The sequence below is a fragment of the Kitasatospora sp. MAP12-44 genome (genome assembly GCF_029892095.1).
Lineage (GTDB): Bacteria > Actinomycetota > Actinomycetes > Streptomycetales > Streptomycetaceae > Kitasatospora.
Window position 1 is genome coordinate 3,164,741 of sequence record NZ_JARZAE010000004.1, and the last position, 23,208, is coordinate 3,187,948.

18 protein-coding genes, 1 tRNA gene and 1 pseudogene are annotated in these 23,208 nt (G+C 72.8%); 7 read left to right on the plus strand and 13 right to left on the minus strand.

Annotated features, from left to right (window positions below):
• Nucleotides 1-34: 34 nt before the first annotated feature.
• The 3 genes from P3T34_RS14785 to P3T34_RS14795 all read right to left on the minus strand — a co-directional run bounded on the left by P3T34_RS14785 (nt 35) and on the right by P3T34_RS14795 (nt 2,645).
• Nucleotides 35-685, minus strand: coding sequence for a helix-turn-helix domain-containing protein (locus P3T34_RS14785; protein WP_035793479.1), 651 nt, complete (start codon nt 683-685; stop codon nt 35-37).
• A gap of 340 nt (nt 686-1,025) precedes the next feature.
• A complete protein-coding gene (locus P3T34_RS14790) occupies nt 1,026-1,685 on the minus strand; it encodes a response regulator transcription factor (RefSeq protein WP_280666505.1) in 660 nt (219 codons plus the stop codon).
• A 117-nt stretch (nt 1,686-1,802) separates the two neighbouring features.
• Entirely contained in the window at nt 1,803-2,645 is an 843-nt protein-coding gene (locus P3T34_RS14795) for an ATP-binding protein (protein WP_280666506.1), read from the minus strand.
• A gap of 262 nt (nt 2,646-2,907) precedes the next feature.
• Here P3T34_RS14795 and P3T34_RS14800 point away from each other — a divergent pair, with 262 nt between their 5' ends.
• Complete coding sequence (locus P3T34_RS14800) at nt 2,908-3,291, plus strand: SsgA family sporulation/cell division regulator (RefSeq protein ID WP_280666507.1); 384 nt, start codon at nt 2,908-2,910, stop codon at nt 3,289-3,291.
• A gap of 14 nt (nt 3,292-3,305) precedes the next feature.
• Here P3T34_RS14800 and P3T34_RS14805 read toward each other — a convergent pair whose 3' ends face one another.
• The 3 genes from P3T34_RS14805 to P3T34_RS14815 form a co-directional block, all read right to left on the minus strand.
• Entirely contained in the window at nt 3,306-5,135 is a 1,830-nt protein-coding gene (locus P3T34_RS14805; protein WP_280666508.1) for a DEAD/DEAH box helicase, read from the minus strand.
• A 291-nt stretch (nt 5,136-5,426) separates the two neighbouring features.
• A complete protein-coding gene (locus tag P3T34_RS14810; protein WP_280672100.1) occupies nt 5,427-6,008 on the minus strand; it encodes a class F sortase in 582 nt (193 codons plus the stop codon).
• A gap of 85 nt (nt 6,009-6,093) precedes the next feature.
• Complete coding sequence (locus P3T34_RS14815; RefSeq protein WP_280666509.1) at nt 6,094-8,745, minus strand: phosphatidylglycerol lysyltransferase domain-containing protein; 2,652 nt, start codon at nt 8,743-8,745, stop codon at nt 6,094-6,096.
• Between the two features lie 385 nt (nt 8,746-9,130).
• On the opposite strand from P3T34_RS14815, the gene P3T34_RS14820 reads away from it, so the two are divergent.
• Together P3T34_RS14820 and P3T34_RS14825 are read left to right on the plus strand one after the other, a co-directional pair.
• Nucleotides 9,131-10,420, plus strand: coding sequence for a hypothetical protein (locus P3T34_RS14820; protein ID WP_280666510.1), 1,290 nt, complete (start codon nt 9,131-9,133; stop codon nt 10,418-10,420).
• Nucleotides 10,421-10,602: 182 nt separating this feature from the next.
• Nucleotides 10,603-11,241, plus strand: coding sequence for a hypothetical protein (locus P3T34_RS14825; RefSeq protein ID WP_280666511.1), 639 nt, complete (start codon nt 10,603-10,605; stop codon nt 11,239-11,241).
• Between the two features lie 30 nt (nt 11,242-11,271).
• On the opposite strand, the gene P3T34_RS14830 is transcribed toward P3T34_RS14825, so the two are convergent.
• Nucleotides 11,272-12,732, minus strand: coding sequence for an MFS transporter (locus tag P3T34_RS14830; RefSeq protein WP_280666512.1), 1,461 nt, complete (start codon nt 12,730-12,732; stop codon nt 11,272-11,274).
• Nucleotides 12,733-13,047: 315 nt separating this feature from the next.
• Here P3T34_RS14830 and P3T34_RS14835 point away from each other — a divergent pair.
• The 3 genes from P3T34_RS14835 to P3T34_RS14845 all read left to right on the plus strand — a co-directional run bounded on the left by P3T34_RS14835 (nt 13,048) and on the right by P3T34_RS14845 (nt 13,988).
• Nucleotides 13,048-13,123, plus strand: a tRNA-Cys gene (locus P3T34_RS14835).
• A 182-nt stretch (nt 13,124-13,305) separates the two neighbouring features.
• Entirely contained in the window at nt 13,306-13,680 is a 375-nt protein-coding gene (locus P3T34_RS14840; protein ID WP_280666513.1) for a type II toxin-antitoxin system RelE/ParE family toxin, read from the plus strand.
• Nucleotides 13,677-13,988, plus strand: coding sequence for a helix-turn-helix domain-containing protein (locus P3T34_RS14845; protein ID WP_280666514.1), 312 nt, complete (start codon nt 13,677-13,679; stop codon nt 13,986-13,988). Before P3T34_RS14840 ends, P3T34_RS14845 begins: the two co-directional genes overlap by 4 nt.
• A gap of 10 nt (nt 13,989-13,998) precedes the next feature.
• Here the strand turns inward: P3T34_RS14845 and P3T34_RS14850 are convergent, their stop codons facing one another.
• The 6 genes and pseudogenes from P3T34_RS14850 to P3T34_RS14875 form a co-directional block, all read right to left on the minus strand.
• Complete coding sequence (locus P3T34_RS14850; protein WP_280666515.1) at nt 13,999-16,350, minus strand: xanthine dehydrogenase family protein molybdopterin-binding subunit; 2,352 nt, start codon at nt 16,348-16,350, stop codon at nt 13,999-14,001.
• 824 nt (nt 16,351-17,174) lie between these two features.
• Nucleotides 17,175-17,636: pseudogene (locus P3T34_RS14855) on the minus strand ((2Fe-2S)-binding protein); the annotation flags it as partial.
• A gap of 47 nt (nt 17,637-17,683) precedes the next feature.
• Nucleotides 17,684-18,565 carry an FAD binding domain-containing protein gene (locus P3T34_RS14860; RefSeq protein WP_280672102.1) on the minus strand — a complete coding sequence of 294 codons (882 nt, stop codon included), beginning with the start codon at nt 18,563-18,565 and terminating at the stop codon, nt 17,684-17,686.
• A 334-nt stretch (nt 18,566-18,899) separates the two neighbouring features.
• The gene (locus P3T34_RS14865; RefSeq protein ID WP_280666516.1) at nt 18,900-20,507 is read right to left on the minus strand and encodes a beta-N-acetylhexosaminidase; all 1,608 of its coding nucleotides are present in this window, start codon (nt 20,505-20,507) and stop codon (nt 18,900-18,902) included.
• An 81-nt stretch (nt 20,508-20,588) separates the two neighbouring features.
• Nucleotides 20,589-20,873, minus strand: a complete 285-nt coding sequence (locus tag P3T34_RS14870) for a DUF3039 domain-containing protein (protein ID WP_280666517.1) — start codon at nt 20,871-20,873, stop codon at nt 20,589-20,591.
• A 77-nt stretch (nt 20,874-20,950) separates the two neighbouring features.
• Nucleotides 20,951-21,520, minus strand: a complete 570-nt coding sequence (locus tag P3T34_RS14875; RefSeq protein WP_280666518.1) for a YqgE/AlgH family protein — start codon at nt 21,518-21,520, stop codon at nt 20,951-20,953.
• A gap of 289 nt (nt 21,521-21,809) precedes the next feature.
• On the opposite strand from P3T34_RS14875, the gene murA reads away from it, so the two are divergent.
• Complete coding sequence (gene murA / locus P3T34_RS14880; protein WP_280666519.1) at nt 21,810-23,156, plus strand: UDP-N-acetylglucosamine 1-carboxyvinyltransferase; 1,347 nt, start codon at nt 21,810-21,812, stop codon at nt 23,154-23,156.
• The last annotated feature ends 52 nt before the right edge of the window (nt 23,157-23,208 follow it).

The window sequence follows — 23,208 nt, forward strand, 5'->3', positions numbered from 1 at the left end:
CGCAGCAGCCGGGCTCCGTCAGCGCAGGGCTCCGTCAGCGCAAGGCGTCCGCCACTTCGGTGGCCGCCTCGACCACCCGCGGGCCGACCCGCTCGGGCACCAGGCCGTTGAGCATCACCACGCCGACGCTGCCCTCGATACCGCTCAGCCCGAGCAGCGCGGCCGCCGCGCCGCTGGCTCCGGACTGCTCCTCCGCGCGAGTGATCACGAAACCCTGCTCGGGTCTGCGCTGCTGCGGGAAGTTGCGGGCCTCCAGGATCGCCCGGCCGGCCGCGCTCTCGTCCAGCGGGTGGCGCAGCCCGGTGCGGTAGGCGACGTGGAAGTCGGTCCAGCTGGGCTCGACGACGGCCACCGCCAGCGCCTCGGTGCCGTCCACCAGGGTCAGATGGGCGGTCGCGCCGAGATCCTCGGCCAGGCTGCGCAGTGCGGGCAGCGCGGCCTCGCGCAGCAGCGGGTGCACCCGGTGCGCCAGGCGCAGCACGCCCAGGCCCACCCGGGCCCGGCCGCCGATGTCGCGGCGGACCAACCCGTGCTGCTCCAGGGTCGCCAGCAGGCGGTAGACGACGGTGCGGTTGACGGCGAGGCGGGCGGCCAACTCGGTCACGGTCAGACCGCGTTCGGAGTCGGCCAGCAGCTTGAGGACGCGTACTCCACGGTCCAGGGTCTGAGAGGTCTCGGCGGTCACGACACGCTTTCCTTTCCGCGGCGGTCCCGGTACCGGCACAGCGCCGGACCGGGACGGAGGTGTCGCGCGCAGGGGTGGTGGACGCGGGGACCGGCCGCGTCATCGTCGGCACACCCGGCCCATCTGCACTCGGATCGGAGGTCGTGCCTACGAGAGAGCGTGGGGGAAAAGTAGTAAGTGTTTCGCCGCTACGGAAGTGGTTGTCCAAAATTCGGGCATGATCGATATCTTTGATTCGGACTTTTCCGGGCAATCAGCGCTATTTACCCGGTGATTTTCCGACTCGGAACCCTCCGGACTCCGGAGTCCGGACAAGCCCTGATACCCGCACTCGCGGAAGTCATCCCATCCGGAGCAGTCCTTGACGCAGAGCGACGGCCACCGCGGCGCCGCGACTCTCCACTCCCAGCTTTCCGTAGATATTGGTCAGATGGCTCTTGGCGGTCGCCTCGCTGATGAAGAGCCGCGCCGATATCTGACGATTCGACAAACCGTCGGCGAGCAGTTGCAGCACCTCGATCTCCCGTTTGGAGAGGCTCGGCGAACCGCCGCGCATGCGGCGCATCAGGCGGCCGGCCGCCCAGGGGCTGAGCACCGACCCGCCCTGCGCGACCGTCCGGACGGCCGCCACCAGCTCCTCGGCGGCGGCCTCCTTGCCGAGGTAGCCGGCCGCTCCGGCGTCGATCACGGCCAGGATGTCCGGCTCCGAGCCGTACGCGCTGAGCACCAGGACGGCCGGCGGGTCGGGCTCCGCGAGCAGCGCGCGCAGCAGGGCGACGCCCTGGAAGACCCCGCCGCCCAGGTCGAGGTCCAGCAGCACCACCGCGGGCCGCTCGGCTCCCGGCAGCTCGCGCAACAGGCGCAGCGCCTCGCCGTCCTGCGCCGCCTCGGCCACCACCCGCAGGTCCGCGCAGCCGTCCAGCATCGCCCGGACGCCCAGCCGCATCGCCGGATGGTCGTCGACCACCATGACCCGGGTCGGTCCGCCCGGCTCAGTCATTGCCTCTCCCCGTCAGCTCCGCACCCGCTCGCGGACCGTCGGAAGCGGTCCGGGCGCGGGGGTGCTCAGTATGCCATCGGCACCCATCGGGCTAGGTCCGGCTTGGACCGACCGGTCTTAATCGGGCGCAGTCGGGCTCAGCGGCGGGTACGGCACCTCCGCCAGCACGGCGACGCCCGCGCCGGGGACGGACTCCACCCGCAGGCTGCCGCCCGCCAACCGGACCAGCCGGGCGGCACCGGCCAGCCCCAGCCCGCCCGAGTCGGCCGGACGGGCCGCCGGCCAGGTCCCGGCCCCGGCGGGCAGCCCGCAGCCGTCGTCCCGGACCGCGGCCGCCAGGTGGTCGCCCCGGTAGTCGAGGTCCACCGTGACCACGCCCGCCCGCGCGTGCCGCACCGCGTTGCCCAGCGCCTCGCCGACCACCCGCAGCACCGCGCTCTCGGTCGGCAGCGGCAGCGACCAGTGCGCGCCGCTGGTACGCAGCCGGACCTGCGGGGGCTGCGCGGGGCCGCAGGCCGGACCCAGCTCGGCCAGGCAGGCCAGGCCGCGGTTGACCAGGGTCACGTACTGTCCGACCGCCGCGACCAGCCCACCGCCGGACAGTTGGGCGAAGGCCACCCCGCGGGTCAGGTCGTGGGCCTGGTCCAGGCCCAGCAGCAGGGTGTCGTACGCGACCGCCAGGCGCTCCGCCGGGCCGGCCTCCCCGGCGCGGGTCGGGTCCCGGGTCACCGAGCGCAGCAGCATGGCGGTGGCGGCCAGGTTCTGCGCCAGGCCGTCGTGCACCTCCCGGCCGATCCGCTCGCGCTCCTCCAGCCGGCCGGCCTCACGCTCCGCCGCCGCCCGCTCGCCGGTCTCCCGACGGAGCGTCACCAGCCGCTCCCGCGCCTCCCGCCGGGCCCGCCGCAGCCCGGCGCGCCCGCACGCCAACTGCCACAGCCCGGCACCCCCCAGCAGAGCCACGGCTGCCGTCGAGGACTTCGCACCGCGCAACGTGACCGCCTAGCACTGGGGTTCGGCGCTGTCCACCGCCGAATCACCTATTTCCACCTACCTTATGGGCGTAAATCAGTCCTGCACATTCGTAGGATGTAACCGTTTGATCAAGCCGAGAACCTGGTCACGCACGTCTGAAAGCGATCAGCACATCGGGGGCCTTGTGCACTACTTCGACCTTCCCGGGAATCACGACCGGGCGGGAGGGCAGCTGCGCACCAGCCTTCCCATGGACCTGGACACCGACGTCCCGGGGGTGTGCCACCGGCTCGACGTCGGGGTGCACTACGACGACACCGACGCGCTGGTGGTCTCGCTGATCTTCGACGGCACCGGCGAGCTCCCGATCAACTGGGCGATCTCCCGCGATCTGCTGCTCGAGGGGCTCAGCCGGCCCAGCGGCCTCGGCGATGTGCACGTCCGCCCGGCGGACGACGGGGAGTTGCTGATCGTGCTGCGCACCCCCTCCGGCACCGCCCGGCTGTACGCCCCGGCCGCCGCGCTGGAGTCCCTGCTGCTGCGCACGCTGCTGCTGGTGCCGCTCGGCGCCGAGTTCGTGCCGGGCGCCCTGGAGCGCGAACTCGACATCCTGCTGCCGCCCGGCCCGAGTTGAGAGCGGCGGCCTGACTAGCGGGCCCACTCCTTGACCTTGGCGATCCGGGCCTTCAGCTGGTTGACCGTCGCCTGCGCGGTGAGCGGACCGCCGCAGACCCGGCGCAGCTCGTTGTGGATCGTGCCGTGCGGCTGGTTGGTCCGGTGGTGCCAGGAGGCGACCAGGCCGTTGAGCTCCTTGCGCAGCTCGCGCAGCTCCTGGTGGGTCACCACCGGGCGCTGGTCGGCCGGGAGTTCGAGCAGGTCGGCCTCCTCGGCCGGCTTGGCCCTGCTGCGCTGGATCTGCCGGTGCTGGCGCTTCTGCAGCAGCATCTGCACCTGGTCCGGTTCGAGCAGGCCGGGGATGCCGAGGTACTCCTCCTCCTCGTCGCTGCCCGGGTGCGCCTGCATGCCGAATTCCATGGCGTTGTAGAGCACCCGGTCGAAGACCGCGTCGGAGCCGATCGCCTCGTAGGAGAACTCGTCGCCGCCGGCGCCGTCCGGACCGTCGTCGGCCCGCTCGGCCTCGGCGAGCAGCCGGTCCTCCTCGTCGAAGAGACCGTCGCCCTCCTTCTTCGGCCGGTCGAGCACATGGTCGCGCTGCAGCTCCATCTCGTTGGCGAAGCCGAGCAGCGCGGGTACCGAGGGCAGGAAGACGGACGCCGTCTCGCCGCGCTTGCGGGCGCGCACGAAGCGGCCGACGGCCTGCGCGAAGAAGAGCGGGGTGGAGATCGAGGTGGCGTACACCCCGACGGCCAGGCGCGGCACGTCGACGCCCTCGGACACCATGCGGACCGCGACCATCCAGCGCGAGTCGCCGTCCGAGAAGTCGGAGATCCGCTGGGACGCCTCGGTCTCGTCCGACAGCACGATCGTGGCGCCCTCGCCGGTGATCTCGCGGATCATCTTGGCGTAGGCCCGGGCCGCGTTCTGGTCGGTGGCGATGACCAGGCCGCCGGCGTCCGGGATGGCCTTGCGGACCTCGGTGAGCCGCTTGTCGGCGGCCCGCAGCACGTTGGGGATCCACTCGCCCTGCGGCGCCAGCGCGGTGCGCCAGGCCTGCGCGATCAGGTCCTTGGTCATCGGCTCGCCGAGCCGGGCCTCCAGCTCGTCGCCCGACTTGGTGCGCCAGCGCATGTTGCCGCTGTAGGAGAGGAAGATCACCGGACGCACGACGTGGTCGGCGAGCGCGTGGCCGTAGCCGTAGGTGTAGTCGGCGACCGACTTGCGCAGCCCGTCGGTGTCCTCGGCGTACTGGACGAACGGGATCGGGTTGGTGTCCGAGCGGAACGGGGTACCGGTCAGCGCGAGACGCCGGGCGGCCGGCTCGAAGGCCTCGAAGCAGGCCTCGCCCCAGGACTTGGAGTCACCGGCGTGGTGGATCTCGTCCATGACGACCAGCGTCTTGCGCGCCTCGGTCCGGTTGCGGTGCAGCATCGGGTTGACGCCGACACCCGCGTAGGTGACCACGATGCCGTGGTACTCGCGGGAGAGTGGACCCGAGGAGTACGCCGGATCCAGCTTGATGCCTATCCGGGCCGCAGCCTCCGCCCACTGCTTCTTCAGGTGCTCGGTCGGCGCGACGACGGTGATCTGCTGGACCAGGTGGTTGTGCAGCAGGTACGAGGCCAGCGTGAGCGCGAACGTGGTCTTGCCTGCGCCCGGGGTCGCGACGGCCAGGAAGTCCCGCGGCTGCTTCTCGATGTACCGGTCCAGCGCCCCCTGCTGCCAGGCACGCAGCTTGCCCGCGGTACCCCACGGCGCACGGCCCGGGAAGGCCGGCGACAGGTGGTGCGAACCGCCGCCCGCCGCGGCCGGACGGACCGGGGCATGCGGATCGGCGGCGTCGGAGAACAAGGGGGACATGGCAGCAGATGCGGGCGCAGTACTCACGGTCTCCGAGGGGGATCGTCGCAGGTCAGGGCCGCTTGTAGGGCCCGCCGCGCAGTCGGACGGCGATCGGACAACCCGCCTAGCCTACCGGGCGCAGCTGTTGATCGACGCCCGACACGAAGCCCATCGGACCCTCTGCGGCCGGTGTCGGACTGTGAGCCGGATCACCCGTTCGCCGCACGGAAGGCGTGTCATCCCTTTCCTGGACGCCGACGGCGCACTCGCCGAGCTGCTCGGCTGAGCGACGCGCGGGGTCGCGCGGGGTCAGGACCGTCGACTGCCGGCCAAGTGGGCGAAGACCACCAGGTTGCCCTGGTAACCGGCGCCCTTGGTGAACGGACCGCCGCAGGTGATCAGCCGCAGCTGCGGGTCGGCGGCCCGGCCGTAGACCTGCCGGTCGGGGAAGGCGCTCTTGGGGTACACCTCGACCGCGTCGGTCACGAACCAGGCGGTGCTGCCGTCCTGGCGCGACACATCGATCCGGTCGCCGCGGTGCAGCGCGCCCAGGCCGTAGAAGACGGCCGGTCCGCTCGCGGTGTCGACATGGCCGGCCATCAGCGCGGTGCCGCTCTGCCCCGGCGTCACACCGCCCCGGTACCAGCCGGCCAGATTGCGGTCATGGTCGGGCGGGGTGGCGAGGTGCCCCTCGGCGTCCAGGCCGAGGGCGGTCACCGGGGCGTCCACGCCGATCGCCGGGATGCTGATCCTGGTCGGCCCGGAGGCCGGCATCGGGGTGCCGCTGAGCACCGCGCGGGCCGGGCCGGCGGCCAGCGCCTCGGCCGCCGAGGGGGCCGGCGGCAGGCCCGGCCCGCTGCCGTCCTGCACCAGCCAGGCGCCGACCACCATCGTCGCGCCCAGCGCTATCGCGCCCGACCAGGGACTCCTGTGCCCGCCCACCCGGACTCCCCTCCTCGGCGCCGCCACCGCGCGCTCACGCTCGCTGCTCAGGGCCTCCAGCCAAGCCGGGCCGCACCCGCTGCGCATCGGCAGCGCCGCCGTCCGGGTGAGCGCCGGACCGGCGCAGCGAGCGCACGCTGGGCAGTCGCGGACGGACCAGGAACCCCTCGGCCATGCCGTTGGCGACCGCGATGGTGGGCAGCTCGGAGGACTTCTCATAGAGCAGGAAGCGCGGTTCCCAGGCGGGCTGGTACTTGGCGTTGGCCCGGTACAGCGACTCCAGCTGCCACCAGCGCGACAGGAAGCGCAGCACCCCGCGCCAGAGCCGCAGCACCGGTCCGGCGCCGAGTTTGCCGCCCTGCTCGAAGACGTAGCGGAACATCGCGAAGTTGAGCGAGACCCGGGTGACGGGCTGCTCGCCCCTGGCCGCCCGGGTCAGCAGCTCGGTGATCATGAACTCCACCAGCCCGTTGTCCGACTCCCGGTCACGGCGCATCAGGTCCAGCGAGAGCCCGTGCGAGCCCCAGGGGACGAAGCTGAGCAGGGCGCAGGTGCGGTCGTTGTCGTCCCGGCACTCGATCATCAGGCAGTCTCCGTCCGTCGGATCGCCGAGCCGGCCCAGCGCCATCGAGAAGCCGCGCTCGGTACGGCCGTGCCGCCAGGCGTCGGCGAGGTGCACCAGGGCGTTCAGCTCCTCCTCCGGGATGTCCCGGTGGCGGCGCAGTACGGCGTGGTAGCCGGCCTTGCGCACCCGGTTGTACGTCTGACGCAGGGTGCGCATCGAGCGGCCCTCCAGGCTGAAGCCGTCCACCTCGACGATCGCCTCGTCGCCGAACTCCAGCGCCTTCAGCCCGGCCCGCTCGTACACCGTGCCGGCCTGCTCGCTGGCACCGGTGACCGCCGGCACCCAGGCGTTGGTCCGGGCGGTCTCCCGCCAGACCTCGATCGCCTGCGGCCAGGCCTCCGGGTCGCCGATCGGATCGCCCGAGGCGAGCGCGACCCCGTTGACCACGCGGTAGAGCACCGCGGCCTTGCCGGACGGCGACCAGCAGACCGACTTGTCGCGGCGCAGCGCGAAGTAGCCGAGCGAGTCGCGGCCGCCGTGGCGTTCCAGCAGCGCGCGCAGCCGCTGCTCATCGGCCTCCTGCATGTGCAAGCGGCCGATCGGGGAGCGGAAGAAGACCCGCAGCACCAGCAGGAAGAGCGCCGCGCCCAGCACGTTGATCGTCAGGTCGGCCAGCCGGGTGACCCGCACGGTCGGCGTCACGTCGCCGAGGCCGGAGAGGGTGAACAGCCGCAGCACGGTGTACTTCAGGCACTCGCCCCAACTGGCCTGCGGCGCCGTGCCGGCGTGCACCAGCAGGGTCCCCAGGCCGATCACGATGATCCCGCCGACCACCAGGGTCCACAGGCCGAGGACGGCGTTGCCGCGCTCGCCGCGCGCGTGGAAGGCCCGCCGGCTGAACACCAGGGCGAGCAGCACCAGCGCGGTGAGGACGGCGGAGATCCAGTTGAACGGGTGTCCGCGGTCCTCCGGCAGCACGGTCAGCGCGATCAGGAAGACCGTCGCGTAGGCGGCGACCACGGTGGTGGCGACGATCCAGGCGGCCCGCTTGCGGCGGCGCAGCATCACCGCGAGCAGCGCGGCGAAGAGCGCGGCGGTGAAGCCCGCGGTCACCAGGACGGGCGTGAAGAACTCGCCGCTGTTGGCGCGGTGGACCCGCTCGCGGAACGGGGTGATCAGGCCGGCCAACAGGTTGAGCAGGGCGGCGATCCGGATGTACCACTCGGCGAAGGTCGCACAGCGGGTCCGCCAGCGCGGCAGCGGCGGGCGGGGCCCCGGCGGCGGGGGCGGGGGCGGGGGGACCGGCGCGAGCGGGGGCGCCGCAGCGGGTGCGACGGGCGGCGGTGCGGGCGCCGCCCCGGCCTCCGCGGCCGGCGGCGGCAGGGCCAGCGGGGTGCCTGCCAGCAGGTTGTAGACCGAGAGTTTCATCCGGTGCATCCGCTGGTGCACCCGGGCATCCCGGCGCTCCGCCCGGGCCATCCGCTTGGGACGGCTGCGGTAGCGCCAGCGGGCCCACGGGCTCTGCGGCCGGCCCAGCCGGATCGCGCCGACCACGGCGAGCACCGGGATCATCACGCCCAGCAGGCCGGTCCAGAGCTTGCCCTTGAGCAGACTGACCGTCACCAGCGCCAGAAGGATGGCCGCCACGATCAGCTGGCTGGGCGAGATCCGCCGGCTGAAGCCGCCGAACGGCAGATTGCCGAGCAGCAGCAGTCCGATGATCGCCACGGCGAGGATCACCGCGTCGACCGACTTGCGCCCCTGGTCGCTCCAGTAGACGTCCTCCAGGTGCAGCACCAGCGCGAACTCGTCGAGCACCAGCCCGCAGCCGATGCCGAAGGCCAGGCCCAGGATGTTCCACAGGTCCCCGCCGTTGCCCCGCACGGTGAACGAGCCGACACCGGCGATCAGCATCAGCGTCTGCCCGAAGACCACGTGGTGGATGTGCAGGCCGCCCGGCGTGACGTTGCCCGGCCACCACTTGGTGCCGCGCCGGATCATCCGGACGCTGAACCGGATGAAGAGGAAGGAGGCGATCAGCCCCACCAGGAGCAGGAAGAGCGGCTCCCGGCCCGAGACGACGATGCGCGAGTGGTAGGCGTGCAGCAGCGCGTCCCACATGGCTCCGCACTCTCCTCCCGGCGCGGCCCCACCGCGGCCCTCGGTTCATGTGATGATGCCTCACCCCCGGCCGCGACTCGACGCGCCACCGCACTGCGCCGGACGAGGGATCGCGTCAGGCCCTCCGCTCCCCCAGCCCGTTCCGGCACCGTTCTCGTGCCATGCTGTGGAACAAATAGCCTATAACGGTACATCAACGGACATAACGCCAAAAAGCCACCGCCGCCTGTCGTTGACTCAGGACAGCGCCGATCCCCGATCGGCCCCCTTCGCCCGCGCCGGCTTCCGCGTTCCGCCCGCCCGGCGCCCCCACCCGCCTCCTCGCGCCGGCCGGCCACACCCGTTGATCAGCCGTAGGGCTCCGACGTCTCGAAACGGAGTGACCATGGACGCTCTCTCCCGCCGAACTCTGCTGGCGGCCGGTGCGGCGACCGCCGCCGCGGCCGCGACCGGGTGCGGAAGCCGGGTCGCACCGCGCGGCACGGTCGCGAAGTCCGACGCCGTCAACGCGCCCGTCCCGGTGCCCGCCGATCCCAGCAAGCCCGCCGGCTCCGACGCGCCGAGCCCGTCCGGCGCTCCCGGTCGTCCCCCCGCCAGCCTGATCGGCGACGGATCGACCTCCGACACCGGCCCGCAGCCCAACCAGCCGCACGCCGTCCCGCTCGAGCTCGGCGAGCGGCCACCGCAGTTCGTGGTCTTCTCCTGGGACGGCGCCGGGGAGCTGGACAACCAGCTGTTCTCCCGGTTCCGCCAGCTGGCCAAGGACCACAACGCCGGGATGACCTTCTTCCTCAGCGGCCTCTACCTGCTGCCGGAGTCCAAGAAGGAGCTGTACCACCCGCCGCAGCACCACGTCGGCGCCTCCGAGATCGGCTATCTGAGCGACCAGCACATCCACGACACGCTGGTCCAGGTCGGCGCCGCCTGGCTGGACGGCCACGAGATCGGCACCCACTTCAACGGCCACTTCTGCGGCAGCAACGGCGTCGGGAAGTGGTCGCCGGAGGAGTGGAACAGCGAGATCGACCAGGCCATCAGCTTTGTGAACAACTGGAAGACCAACACCGGCTTCACCGACCTGCCGCCGCTGCCCTTCGACTACCACCGGGAGCTGATCGGCAGCCGCACCCCGTGCCTGGAGGGCCAGCGCGGCCTGCTGCCGACGGCCACGCTGCGCGAGTGGAAGTACGACAGCAGCGGGGCTGGCGGACTCCAGGTCTGGCCGCAGAAGATCCAGGGCGGCGCGCTGTGGGACATGCCGCTGCAGTCCATCCCGTTCCCCGGGCACACCTTCCAGGTCCTCTCGATGGACTACAACATCATGTTCAACCAGTGCGGCGACAACACCAAGGGCGACCCGAAGAAGCGCCCCGGCTGGCAGGTCCAGGCCCGGGACGCCTACCTGGCCGGCTTCGACCGCGCCTACCACGGCAACCGGGCACCGATGATCATCGGCAACCACTTCGAGGAGTGGAACGGCGGCATCTACATGGACGCCGTGGAGGAGGTGCTGAAGACCATCGCGGACAAGCCCGAGGTACGGCTGGTCTCGTTCCGCCAGCTGATCCAGTGGCTGGAGGTGCAGGACCCGGCGGTGCTGCGCAAGCTGCAGAGCCTGCCGGTCGGCCAGGCGCCCAGCGAGGGCTGGTCCAGCTTCCTGGGCTCCGGCCGGTAACCCGGTTGGCGCTACCCCGCGGCACCAGCCATCACCCCAGGTAGCCGCCCCTTTCCGGGGTGTTCCGGCGGCCGGCTGCGCATGCGGCCCGCCTCGTCGGCGCTTACCTCTTGATTCCAGGACGCGGTTTCGCCTATTTCCACTCGGGGACGACCCCGTGACCGCGTCCCGGGAGAACCACCATGCGCGCTCGTCACTTCGTCGGCGGAGGGGTGCTGGCCGTGGCTGCCGCCCTCGGCGCCGCCACCGCCGCCTCCGCCGCCGGCAACCCGGTCGTCATCCAGCCGAACGCGGTCACCCCCGGCAGCCAGTTCACGGTCTTCGACGGGGGCAACTGCGACAGCTCCGGCGGCACCGCCCGCTTCAGCTCGCGCGAGCACGCGGGCGAGGACATCCCGGCGGTGCAGCTCGGCTCGCTGCGCGGGCTGGTCGGCGCCGTGGCCACCGTCCCCGAGCAGGCCAGGCCCGGGGTGTACCAGGTCTCCATCCAGTGCAAGACGGTGACCGAGAGCCAGCTGACCGCCACCTTCACGGTCAGTCCGAGCGGCAAGCCCGACGGCAAGTCCGATAGCAAGTCGGACGGCAAGCCCGACGGCACGTCCGATGGCAGGCCGGAACTCCCCGGCGGCTCCGGCAGCTCCGGCAGTTCCGGCGGCGCGCAGTCGGGCGAGTTCGGTGAGCCGAAGGGACCGACGCACGCCGGCCTCGGCGGCAGCACCGGGCCCAACCTCCCCGAGACGCTGGCCGGCGCCACGCTGCTCACCACCGCCGCCGCGGCCACCGTCCTGCACCTGCGCCACCGCCGCGGCTCGGCCTCCTGAGGCCGACCGGCAAATGGAGGGCGGCGACCGTCAGGCGCGCGGGCGGACGCGGGCCGCGAGGACGGCCCCGAGCAGAGCCACCGCCGCCATCACCAGGAAGATCATCGCGAACGCCCCACGCGCGCCACTGCCGGACGAACCGGCAGTGGCGGCGGCGATCGCGCCGCCGCCGAGGGCCGAGAAGAGCACGCCCGCCAGGCCGACCAGCAGGACGTTGCCCAGCGCGTCGGACATCTGCAGGGAGGCCGAGTTGGCGCCGGCGGCCTCCGGGGGCGAGAGCTTCATCATCAGGACGCTGATGCTGGTGACCGACAGGCCCATGCCGGTGCCGCCGATCGCCCAGGCCGCCGCCGCCGTCCAGGTCGGAGCGGCCGGGAGCAGCACCAGACCGGCACCGGCGATGGCCAGCGCGGTGAGCGCGAAGCCCAGTCGGATCAGCCCCTCGCGGTGCCGGTCGGCGCCCGGCCGGCCCTGCAGCCAGGAGCCGAACGCCCAGGTCAGGCCACCGCTGGTGAGGGTCAGGCCGGCCAGGGTCGGCGAGAGATGGCGCTGCATGACCATCATCAGCGGGATGAACGCCTCCGCCGCGAAGAACGCCCCCGCCGCGACCCCGCGCAGCAGGATCAGCGTGGGCAGCCCGCGCGCGGCCCGCAGCGTGCCGGGCGGGAGCAGCCGGAGGACGGCGGGCACCAGCAGCCCGGCCCCGGCGGCCGCCGGGAGCAGCGCGAGCAGGTCGAGGCGCCCACCGGCGTACTGCAGCAGGCCGGCGCCCAGCGCGGCCATCGCGGCGAGCGCGATCCGGCGCCGGTCGAGTCGCCCGTGGTCATGCCGCTGCCCCTCCCGCGCCGCCCGCTCGCGCTCCGAACGCCGCAGCGCCGGGCCCATCACCGCGAGCGGCAGCACCACCAGCACCGGCACCGACAGGAAGACCCAGCGCCACCCCAGGTGCTGGGTGACCGCCCCGGACACCACAGGACCGACGATCGACGGCAGCACCCACGCGGACGAGAAGGCCGCGAAGACCGCCGGGCGCAACCGCTCCGGAAACGCCCGGCCGACCACCACGTACAGCGCGACGATCACCAGTCCGCCGCCCAGCCCCTGGATCGCCCGTCCCCCGACGAAGATCCACATGTCCGCCGCCGTCCCGGCCACCACCAGCCCGACGCCGAAGATCCCGATCCCCGCGAACAGCGGCAGCATCGGCCCGCGCCGGTCGCACCACTCCCCCGAGAGCGCCATCGCGAACAGCGTGCTGGTGAAGTACCCGGAGAACGCGAACGCGTAGAGCGCCAACCCGTGCAACTGCCGCGCCGCTACCGGCATCGCGGTGTTCACCGCGGTGGCCTCGAAGGCGAGCAGCAGCACGACCGAGACCATCCCGAGCGTGAGCGCCCGGTGCCGCGGTCCGAGCACTCCGCCGAGCCCGTCGTCCGGGTCCGGCAGGGCCGTGGGGGCGGGGTCGACGGAGGTGGTGGAGGTAGCGGTCATGCCGAACATCGTAAGTGCCGTCGCACGGGTTGACTCCTGACCCGCGACCCATGATCACTCAGTCGCTGGTCCTAGGACTTCCCAGCGGACTTCCCGGTGGACTTCATACGCCCTTAACAGTCGGCTATTGACGGGCCATCGGACGGACCGTCAAGATAAAGAACAAGAAAGCAGCGCAGAACCCCGGACGGAGAGGAGCCCACGCCATGAACACCAATTCCCACGGCCTGACCGCTCACTCCTGTCGCCACTCGCAGGCGTGTTGTCCCGCCTGTCGCCTCGCCTGACCCGAGAGCTCAGCAGAGCGCTCCGCACGGCCGTGTGCCCGAGTGGCTCCAGGGGACCGACTGCAAATCGGTTTACGCGGGTTCGATTCCCGCCATGGCCTCCATGTCTCCACGCAGAAGAAATGACCGGTCGGCGACAATAAGCCGCTCGGTCATTCCGCGTGCCGCTGCACAGAATTGCCTGCCAGAATTCCAGGCCGGATTTCCATTCAGGTGTTCACTCGTTCCGGTGAGGTACAGCCCGAACCATCAACAGCATGATCACCTCGCGTCTAGCGTCACGCTCATGTGTGAGCGATACAGCATCGAGCTGGAGCCCGAGGTCGAGAGCTGGCTCGACGTCCTACCCCGGGAGCACTACCGGACCGTCGAATTCCATGTGGATCGGCTGGCCGACCGTCCGGAGATCCTCGGCGAGCCCTACTCCCGTCATCTGGGCGGCCCATTGCGCGAGCTACGGTTCCACCTCGGAAGTGCTGCCGTGAGAGTCACCTACTGGCTGGCCCCTGGCCGCCGTATCGTGTTGCTCACGGTCTTCCGCAAAACCCGGATGCGGGAGGAGGCACAGGTGCAGCGCGCTCGTTGGGCCCAGAAGGAGTGCGAACAAGCGCACGGCCCTGCTGATGTCGACTACCACCGGACCTTCGAGGAGCAGTCATGAGCCGCGGCTACCACACCCAATGGCGGATCTCCGCCGAGCATCGGGCGGACCCCGCCTACGTGGAGGCCGCGGCGGCGGTGGCTCTGGGGCAGGCCGTCTACGACCGCAGGACGGCCCTCGGACTGAGTGAGCAGGAGGTCGCCGCCCGGACTGGTCTGTCCACGGCCGAGGTGGAGCGCATCGAAGGCGGTGGCAGCGCCCCGACGCTCCAGTTGCTGCGCCGCCTCGCCGCCGCTCTGGATGCCCGGCTGGACGCGACGATTGACGGAGACGAGACACGCCTGGAGTTCAGGCCACACGCGGCCTGAACTCCAGCGCTCAGGCCACGATGGCGTCTTCGGGTTGGATCGGGAGGCGGCCGACCGGGAGGCCGGTGGCGGCGCGGACGGCGGCGGCGATGGCGGCGGGGGCCACCACGGCGGGGGCCGCGCTGACGGCCTTGGCGCCGAAGGTGGCGACGACGTCGCGCTCCTCCAGCAGGGCCGCGATCCGGACGTCGGGGGTGTCCAGGGCGGTGGGCAGGCGGTAGCCGGTGAGCGAGGGGTTGGCGAGCAGGCCGCCGGAGGTGCGCAGGTCCTCCAACAGGGCCAGGCCCACGCCCTGGGCCACGCCGGCCTCGATCCGGTCCTCGATCTGGCCGGGGTTCAGCGCCCGGCCGACGTCCTGGGCGACCGTCACGTCGACCACCCGGACGGCGCCGAGCTCGATGTCCACGTCGACCACCGCGCGCATCGCGCAGAAGGCGATCGAGACGAAGGCGTCGCCCTGCCCGGCCTCGTCCAGCGGCTCGGTCGGGTGCGGGCGGCACTGGGCGGTGGCCCAGAGCTCCTTGCCCTCCAGCGCCTCGGTGACCGGCATGCCGAGCACGCCGTCGTAGGAAGTGATCTTGCCGTCGGAGATCGAGAGCAGCTCGACGGACATCCCGAAGTTGGCGGCGATCGGCTGCAGCAGCTGGTGGCGGACCATCAGTGCGGCCCGCTCGACGGCTCCGCCGGAGACCCAGGTGTGCCGGCCGCGGGCCGAGGGGCCGGCGATCGACTGGTCGCTGTCGACCGGCGCAACGTAGACCTCGCTGACGCCGAGCACCGACTGGACGATCTGCCGGGCCAGCGTGGCGAAGCCCTGGCCGGAGTCGACGGCCGCGCAGATCACGGTGGCGTGGTCGCCGCTGACCCGGACGGTCGCGGTGGAGACCTCGTCCTCGCCCTCGGCGCCGAGCATGTGCACCATGCCCACCGCGTAACCGATGCCGCGCCGTACCGCCGCCGGGTCACCCGCGCCGCCGGGGCCGCCGGGCAGCAGCCAGTCGGTGTCGGGCTCGTCGACCGGGAGGGCGGGCAGCGGGGAAGCGGCGACCGCGTCGATCAGCGCGGCCACCGGGGCCGGGCAGGTGACGGCCTGTCCGGTGGGCATCGCGCCGCCGGTGGCGAGCACGTTGCGGCGGCGGATCTCCAGCGGCTCGATGCCGAGGCGGGCGGCCAGCTGGTCGAGCTGCGACTCGTAGGCGAAGCAGGTCTGCAGGGCGCCCTCGCCGCGCATCCGACCGGCCGGCGGGTTGTTGGTGCGCACCGCCCAGGCGTCGACGAAGACGTTCGGGCACACGTACGGGCCGACCGAGAACGCCGTCGCGGCGGCCAGTGCCTCCGCGGAGACGTCTGCGTAGGCGCCGCCGTCCAGCAGGATCTGCGCCTCCACCTTCAGCAACGTGCCCTGCGCGTCCGCGTGGTGGCGGTAGCGCAGCAGGGCGGGGTGGCGGGTGGCGTGGGCCTGGAAGGACTCCTCGCGGGTCAGGGTCATCTTCACCGGACGGCCGGTGCGCAGCGCCAGCAGGGCGAGGGTGACCTGGAAGGAGAGGTCCTCGCGGTCTGCGGTCGCGCCGGGCACGCCGGTGACGACCAGGCGCACCCGGTCCGGCTCCAGGCCCAGGCAGGCGGCGGTGCGCTCGCGGTCGCCGTGCGGGTCGGTGGAGGACAGGTGCAGCTCGACGCCGCCGTCGGGGCGGGGCACCGCGAGCCCGGCCTCGGCACCGATCGGCGCCGGGTCCTGGCGGCCGACCTGGTAGAGGCCCTCGACGATCACCTCGCCGACCACCTCCGGGTCGCCGCTGCGCAGCGGGATGTGCCGGAAGAGGTTGCCGTCCGGGTGCAGCGGGGGCGCGTGAAAGGCCTGCTCGGGGTCGGTGAGCGCGTCGAGGAGCTCGTACTCGACCACGATCGAGGCGGCGGCCAGCCGCGCGGTGTCGGGGTGGTCGGCGGCGACGGCGGCGATCGGCTCGCCGTGGTGGCGGACCACGTCGGTGGCCAGCACCGGCCGGTCGGAGCCGGTGGGACCGTCCTCACTGCCGCCCTCCAGGCCGCCGCCCCGGGCGGGCGGCAGGTCTGCGGCGGTGATCACGGCGTGCACGCCGGGGACGGCGAGGGCGGCCGCGGTGTCGATCGAGACGATCCGGGCGTGCGGGTGCGGCGAGCGCAGCACCGCGCCCCAGAGCAGGCCCTCGGCCCAGAGGTCGGCGGCAAAGGGGTAGATGCCGAGCGCCTTGGGGAGCGCGTCGGTACGCAGCGGGGAGCTGCCGAGGCCGAACGGCTGGTCCGCCGCTGCCGTGTCCTCGGTCCCGGCGGGGTCCTCGGGGGCGTCCGGCGGGGCGAGGACGGTGTCGGTCGGGGAGGTCATGCGTGGTCGTCCTCGGGGAGGCGGAGGCCATGCGCGGGGGTGGCGTCGTAGGAGGCGCCGGGCGCGGGTTCGTAGACGGTCCCGTCGTAGCCGGCACCGTCGTAGGGCGTGCCGTCGTACGGGGTGCCCTGGTAGGGCGCGCCCTCGTACGGGGCGCCCTGGTAGGGGGCGCCGGCGTACTGCGGGTCCTGGTAGGCCGCCGGGTACGGGGTGTCCTGCGGCGTGCCCTGCGGGGGCGTCCCGTACGGCGTGCCGTGGGCCGGGGTGGGCTCGTACGGCGTCCCGTGCGCCGGAGTGCCCTCGAACGGCGCACCCGGCGCGCTGGTGCCGTGCGCGGGCGTGGGCTCGTAGCCCGCGCCGGCCGCGTACACCGTGCCGGGTCCGTACGCCGTCGCCTCGTAGCCCGGGTAGCCCTGCGGCGGGATCACGCCGACGCCGACGCCGGTGCCGGCCGCGGTGGGATGCGGCTCATAGCCCGCCTCCGCCGCCGGGGCGGGCACGAAGGGCTGGGCGGTGATCCAGCCGCTGTCGTCGCTCCCGAAGACCGGCACCTCGCCGGCCGCCGCGGTCTCGGTCCAGGCGTCCTGGTACACCGGCAGGTCGGCGAACTCGGGTTCGGCGGGCGCCGAAGGCACTGCGGGCGCCGAAGGCACTGCGGGCGCCGAAGGCACTGCGGGCGCCGAAGGCGCCGGGAGCTGCGACGGCTCTGCGGGCGCCGGGGAGTCGGCCTGCGCCGACTGCTCCGCGACCGGCTCCGCGGTCTCGGCCGCCGGCTCGGCGGCGGCCTCCTCCGCCTCCAGCAGCGCCGCGCCGCGCGCGTCCGCCACCGTCTGGACGGCCGCCAGCGCGCTGCGGTAGCCCGTGCACCGGCACAGGTTGCCGCAGAGCGCCTGACGCGCCTCGACCTCACTCGGCCGGTGGTTGCGCTGCAGCAGGTCGTGCACCGCCATCGCCATGCCCGGCGTGCAGTAGCCGCACTGCACGGCGCCGGAGTCGGCCAGCGCCTGCTGGACGTCGCTGGCCGCGCCGCCCGCCGACAGGCCCTCCACCGTGTTGATCTCGCTGTCCGCGGCCAGCGCGGCCGGCACCAGGCAGCCGGCCACCAGCTGGCCGTCCACCTGCACCGAGCAGGCGCCGCACTCGCCCTGCTCGCAGCCGTTCTTGGCACCCGCCAGGCCCAGGCGCTCGCGCAGCACATAGAGCAGGCTCTCGCCGATCCAGGCGTCCGCGACGGGTCTCTCGAAGCCGTTGACCCGCAGCGTGTAGGACGCGCAGGGGCGGTCGTCGACCGGGTGGACCTGGTGGTTCGTCACATCAGCCGTCACGTCAGCCGTCACTTCAGCGCCCTTCCCAGTGCCCGGCGGGCCAGCACCGCCACGGTACGCCGCAGCTGCACCGCCGCAGCCGTCGGCCCCTCGCCCGTGAGCGCCGATGCGGCGTCGGCGCCGTAGCCGTCCGGCACGCAGGCGGTGGCCACGTACTCGCCGAACGCGGCCGAGGCGGCCGGGTCGATGGCCGGCACGCCCTCCTCGCCACGCGCGTCCCAGTTGATGCAGCCGGCCACCCAGGCCTCGGCCTCCAGCGGCCGCAGCGGCACCGGCGCGACGGCGCCGACCGCGCAGCGCACGGCTCGCCGGGCCGGGTCGAGCACCAGGGCGACGGAGGCGGTGGCCCGGGAGGGTCCGCTGCGTCCGGTGGCCTTGAGGAAGACCTGCGGGGCGTGCAGCAGCGGGACCCGGACCCAGGTGAGCAGTTCACCCGGGCGCATCGGGTCCAGGCCGGTGAGCAGGTGGCTGACCGGGACCTCGCGGGTGGCGCCGGGCCGGGTCAGCGTGACGCTGGCCTCCAGCGCGGCCAGCACCGGCAGGGTGTCGCCGGCGGGGGCCGCGGTGACGATGTTGCCGCCGAGCGTTCCGACATTGCGGGTCTGCGGCGGGCCCGCGGTCCGCGCGGCATCGGCCAGTGCGGGGATGAGGGCGGCGAAGTCGGGTCGGTCCATCCGAGCCAGCGTCAGCCCGGCGCCGAGCACCGCGGTTCCGCCGTCCTCGTAGCGCCAGCCGCGCAGTTCGGTGATCCGGCCCAGGCCGATCAGCGCGGCCGGTCGCAACCGTCCGGCGTTGACCGCCTCCATCAGGTCGGTGCCACCGGCCACCGGTACCGCGGCGGGACTGGCGGCCAGCGCCTCGACGGCCTCGTCGAGGGAGGTCGGCAGCATGATCGTCCGGTTCACCAGGATCCCACCGTGCTCCACTCACTCAGGCTGGGCTCACTCGACTGGAGCTCGGCCTCTCGGCGGCCGGCGCGAGGGCCGGCCGGTTCGTCCCGCACCGCGGGTCTGCGGTACCGCCCGTAGAGTACGGGCCCCGGCTGCCGAACAGAAGCAGCCGGTCGGGGTTGGGCAACTCTGGCACATCACGCGCGATGATCACCCCCGGGGTAGCCGACGTTCCCGTCATCTTTCGGGTAGTTCCGGAACGAATCGGACCGGAAGTTCATCTTTTCTTGACGCAGGAGCCACCCTCGAAGGTTCCCAAACGCCGAAATGATGATCAGACCGCAGGTGGCGGGCCCTCCAGCGGCCGCCCCAGCACACCGGGGCGGCGCTGCCAGGGGTGCGGGCCGCCGGGCGGGCGGTACTCCACACCCAGGGCGTCCAGCCGGGCGTAGTGGGTGCGCATCCGGCGCTCGAAGCCGGGCCAGTCGCGGGCCGCCGGGTCCGTGGGCAGCGCCGACCAGGCGACCTCGGCGAAGGCCGCCAGGCGCGGAAACGCCCGGTAGTCGAGATCCCGGGCGTCGTCCGTGAACTCGGTCCACAGGTTCGCCTGAGCGCCGATCACGTGAGCGGCACTCACCGGGTCGAGTGACGCCGGTACCGGCTCGAAGCGGTACACGTCCTCCAGCGTGCGCACCCAGCCGACCGGGATCGGCTCGTCGGGGCCGACCGCCTGCCGGTGGTCCAGGTAGACCTGCTGCTCGGGGCACATCACCACGTCGTGCCCGGCCCGCGCGGCCGCCACCCCGCCCGCGTACCCGCGCCAGGAGGACACCGCGGCCCCCGCAGGGAGTCCTCTCCCCAGGATTTCGTCCCAGCCGATCAGCCGCCGGCCGCGCGCGCTCAGCCAGCCGTCGAAGTGCCGGATGAACCACGCCTGCAGCTCGTCCTCGTCCGCCAGCCCCTGCTGCTTGATCCGCTCCTGCGCGGCCGGGCTGGCCCGCCACTGCTCCTTGGGGCACTCGTCCCCGCCGAGATGGATGAACTCGGACGGGAAGACGTCCAGCAGCTCCTCCAGGACGCCCTCGAAGAAGGCGAGCGTGGCATCCGAGACGTTCAGCACGTTGGGGGTGACACCCCAGTCGGTCCACACCCCGAGCTCGGCCGTGTCCACCACGTCGGTGTTGCCCAGCTCGGGGTAGGCCGCGATGGCGGCCTGGGTGTGGCCCGGCAGGTCGATCTCGGGAACCACCGTGATGCCCCGCTCGGCCGCGTAGGCGACCAGCTCGCGCAGGTCGTCCTGGGTGTAGAAGCCGCCGTGCGGGCGGTCGTCGCGCCGGCCGGCGTCCCGGAAGCCGACCATCGAGCGCTCCCGCCAGGAGCCCCGCTCGGTGAGCCCGGGGTAGCGCTTGACCTCGAACCGCCAGCCCTGGTCGTCGGTCAGGTGCAGGTGCAGCACATTGAGCCGGTGCGCGGCCAGCAGGTCGACGTAGCGCAGCAGGTCGGCCCGCGGCAGGAAGTGCCGCGAGACGTCCAGCAGCACGCCGCGCCAGCCGAACCGCGGGGCGTCGGCGAGCTCGCAGGCCGGCAGCGTCCAGCCGGTGCGGCGCAGCGGCGCGCGCCGGTAGGCGTCGGGGCCGAGCAGCTGACGCAGCGTCTGGGCCGCCCAGTGCAGGCCGCCCGCTCCCCCGGCGGTGAGCAGCGCGCGCCGCTCGTCGACGGCGATCCGGTACTCCTCCGGGCCGAGCCCGGCGTCCAGCCGCAGTTCGACGTCCGGGGCCGGCGCGGGCGCCAGCGGCAGCCCGGTGGCGGCGCCGAGCACCGTACGCAGCCACCGCTCGGCGGCCTCGGTGCCGGGGGCGCCGCCCAGCGTGGTCCGCGGTCCCAGCAGCAGCCCCCGTGCGGCGGGGAAGCTGCAGCGCAGCGGAGCGGGGATGAGGTCCATGCCGCTCATCCTGCCCCGCCGACACCGATTGGCATAGACCACTGAAGGGCCAGTGGCCGATGCCGATCGGACTGCCCGCGGCTACTTCTTCTTGTCGCCCGACTTGTCGCCGCCGCCCGGCTCGATGCCCTCGAAGATCTCCTTGCACATCGGGCAGACCGGGTACTTCTTCGGGTCGCGCCCGGGCACCCAGACCTTGCCGCAGAGTGCGACCACCGGGGAGCCGGAGAGCGCGCTCTCCATGATCTTGTCCTTCTGGACATAGTGCGCGAAGCGCTCGTGGTCGCCGTCCCCGTGGGACACCTGGGGGACGGGCTCGACCAGGGTGCCGGTGCCGAGGCCGCGCTCGGGCTCAAGAGTGCTCATGAGGGTCAAGTCTATGGGGGCCGTGCGGGAAACGGACCATCGCGAAACGAACGGCCCGACCGCGCCCGCGCCCCGGGTCAGTTGAGCGTCGGGTCCTCGGGGTAGGTCGCCAGTATCGCCAGCGGGCTGCGCTGGCGGCGCAGCACCGAGCGCCACAGCCGCTCGGGGTCGGGGCAGGAGATGTCCCCCGGCTCGGAGTCCACCAGGTACCAGGCGCCCTCGTCGATCTCCAGCTCCAGCTGGCCCGGCGTCCAGCCCGAGTAGCCGGCGAAGACCCGCAGCCCGCCCAGCTCCCCGGCCAGGATCTGCGGCGGCGCCTCCAGGTCGACCAGCCCGATCGCCCCGTGCACCCGCCGCCAGCCCAGCGGGTCGGCCGGTCCGGGCTCACCGGGCACCACGGCGACGGCGAGCGCGGAGTCCAGCCCGACCGGGCCGCCCTGGAAGACCACCGGCGGCGCGCCCGCCAGATCGGCCCAGCCGTCCAGTACGTCCACGACGCCGACCGGGGTCGGACGGTTCAGGACGACGCCCAGCGCGCCCTGCACGTCGTGGTCCAGCAGCAGCACCACCGATCCGGCGAAGTTGGGATCGGTGAGCATCGGAGTCGCGACGAGCAGTCGGCCGGTGTGGGAAGGGGCCGCGGTCATGTCTCACATGATCCCGCAGCGGCGGCCCGGGCGGGTACCCAACACGAAACCCGGTCCGGTCGAGGCAGATCGAGCACGCTCCGCAGACAAACCTCGGACACCGTGGAACTCACCCGAATGGCGGCCTGTCGGCTGACCTTCCACCCGGAGAGAGCATGATCACCACTGGTTCTCACGGGAACCAAAGAACCTCCTACTACCATCTACCGAAGGTGGCGCCCGTGCGTCCCGCGCCAGGCGCCTCTCCCCCCCTGCCACTTCGGCTGCGAATCCCCCGATTGCGAGAACGATGACCGACGACGTCCTGCTGGTCCACGGCGGAAATCCGCTCGAAGGCGAGATCCGAGTCCGAGGTGCGAAGAACCTGGTCCCCAAGGCCATGGTCGCCGCCCTGCTCGGGACGGGCCCCAGCAGACTGCGCAACGTCCCGGACATCCGCGACGTCAAGGTGGTGCGCGGCCTGCTCCAGCTGCACGGCGTCACCGTGCGCAGCGGCGAGGAGGAGGGCGAGCTGATCCTCGACCCCTCGCACGTGGAGAGCGCCAACGTCGCGGACATCGACGCGCACGCCGGCTCCTCGCGGATCCCGATCCTCTTCTGCGGCCCGCTGCTGCACCGCCTCGGCCACGCGTTCATCCCGGGCCTGGGCGGCTGCGACATCGGCGGCCGTCCGGTCGACTTCCACTTCGAGGTGCTGCGCCAGTTCGGCGCCACCATCGAGAAGCACCCGCAGGGCACCTACCTGGTGGCCGCTCAGCGCCTGCGCGGCACCCGGATCGAGCTGCCCTACCCGTCGGTCGGCGCCACCGAGCAGGTCCTGCTCACCGCCGTGCTGGCCGAGGGCGACACCGAGCTGCGCAACGCCGCCATCGAGCCGGAGATCGTCGACCTGATCTGCGTGCTGCAGAAGATGGGCGCGATCATCTCGATGGGCACCGACCGCACCATCCTGATCACCGGGGTGGACGAGCTCGGCGGCTACAACCACCGCGCGCTGCCGGACCGCCTCGAGGCCGCCTCCTGGGCCTGCGCCGCGCTGGCCACCAAGGGCGACATCTACGTCCGCGGCGCCCGCCAGCTGGAGATGATGACCTTCCTCAACACCTTCCGGAAGGTCGGCGGCGCCTTTGCCGTGGACGACGAGGGCATCCGCTTCTGGCACCCGGGCGGCGAGTTGAGCGCCATCGCGCTGGAGACCGACGTGCACCCCGGCTTCCAGACCGACTGGCAGCAGCCGCTGGTGGTCGCGCTGACCCAGGCCGCCGGCCTGTCCATCGTGCACGAGACGGTGTACGAGTCGCGGCTCGGCTTCACCTCCGCGCTGAACCAGATGGGCGCGCACATCCAGCTCTTCCGCGAGTGCCTGGGCGGCTCGCCCTGCCGCTTCGGGCAGCGCAACTTCCTGCACTCCGCGGTGGTCTCCGGCCCGTCCAAGCTGCTCGGCGGCGAGCTGGTCATCCCCGACCTGCGCGGCGGCTTCTCGTACCTGATCGCGGCGCTGGCGGCCGAGGGCACCTCCACGGTGCACGGCATCTCGCTGATCAACCGCGGCTACGAGAACTTCATGGAGAAGCTGCGCGCACTGGGCGCCCACGTCGACCTACCGGCCGAGGAACTCGCCGCCGTCGCGGTCTGACGCGGGACGGAAGACGTCACGGGGCCGCCTCCGCCAGGGCGGCCCCACCCGA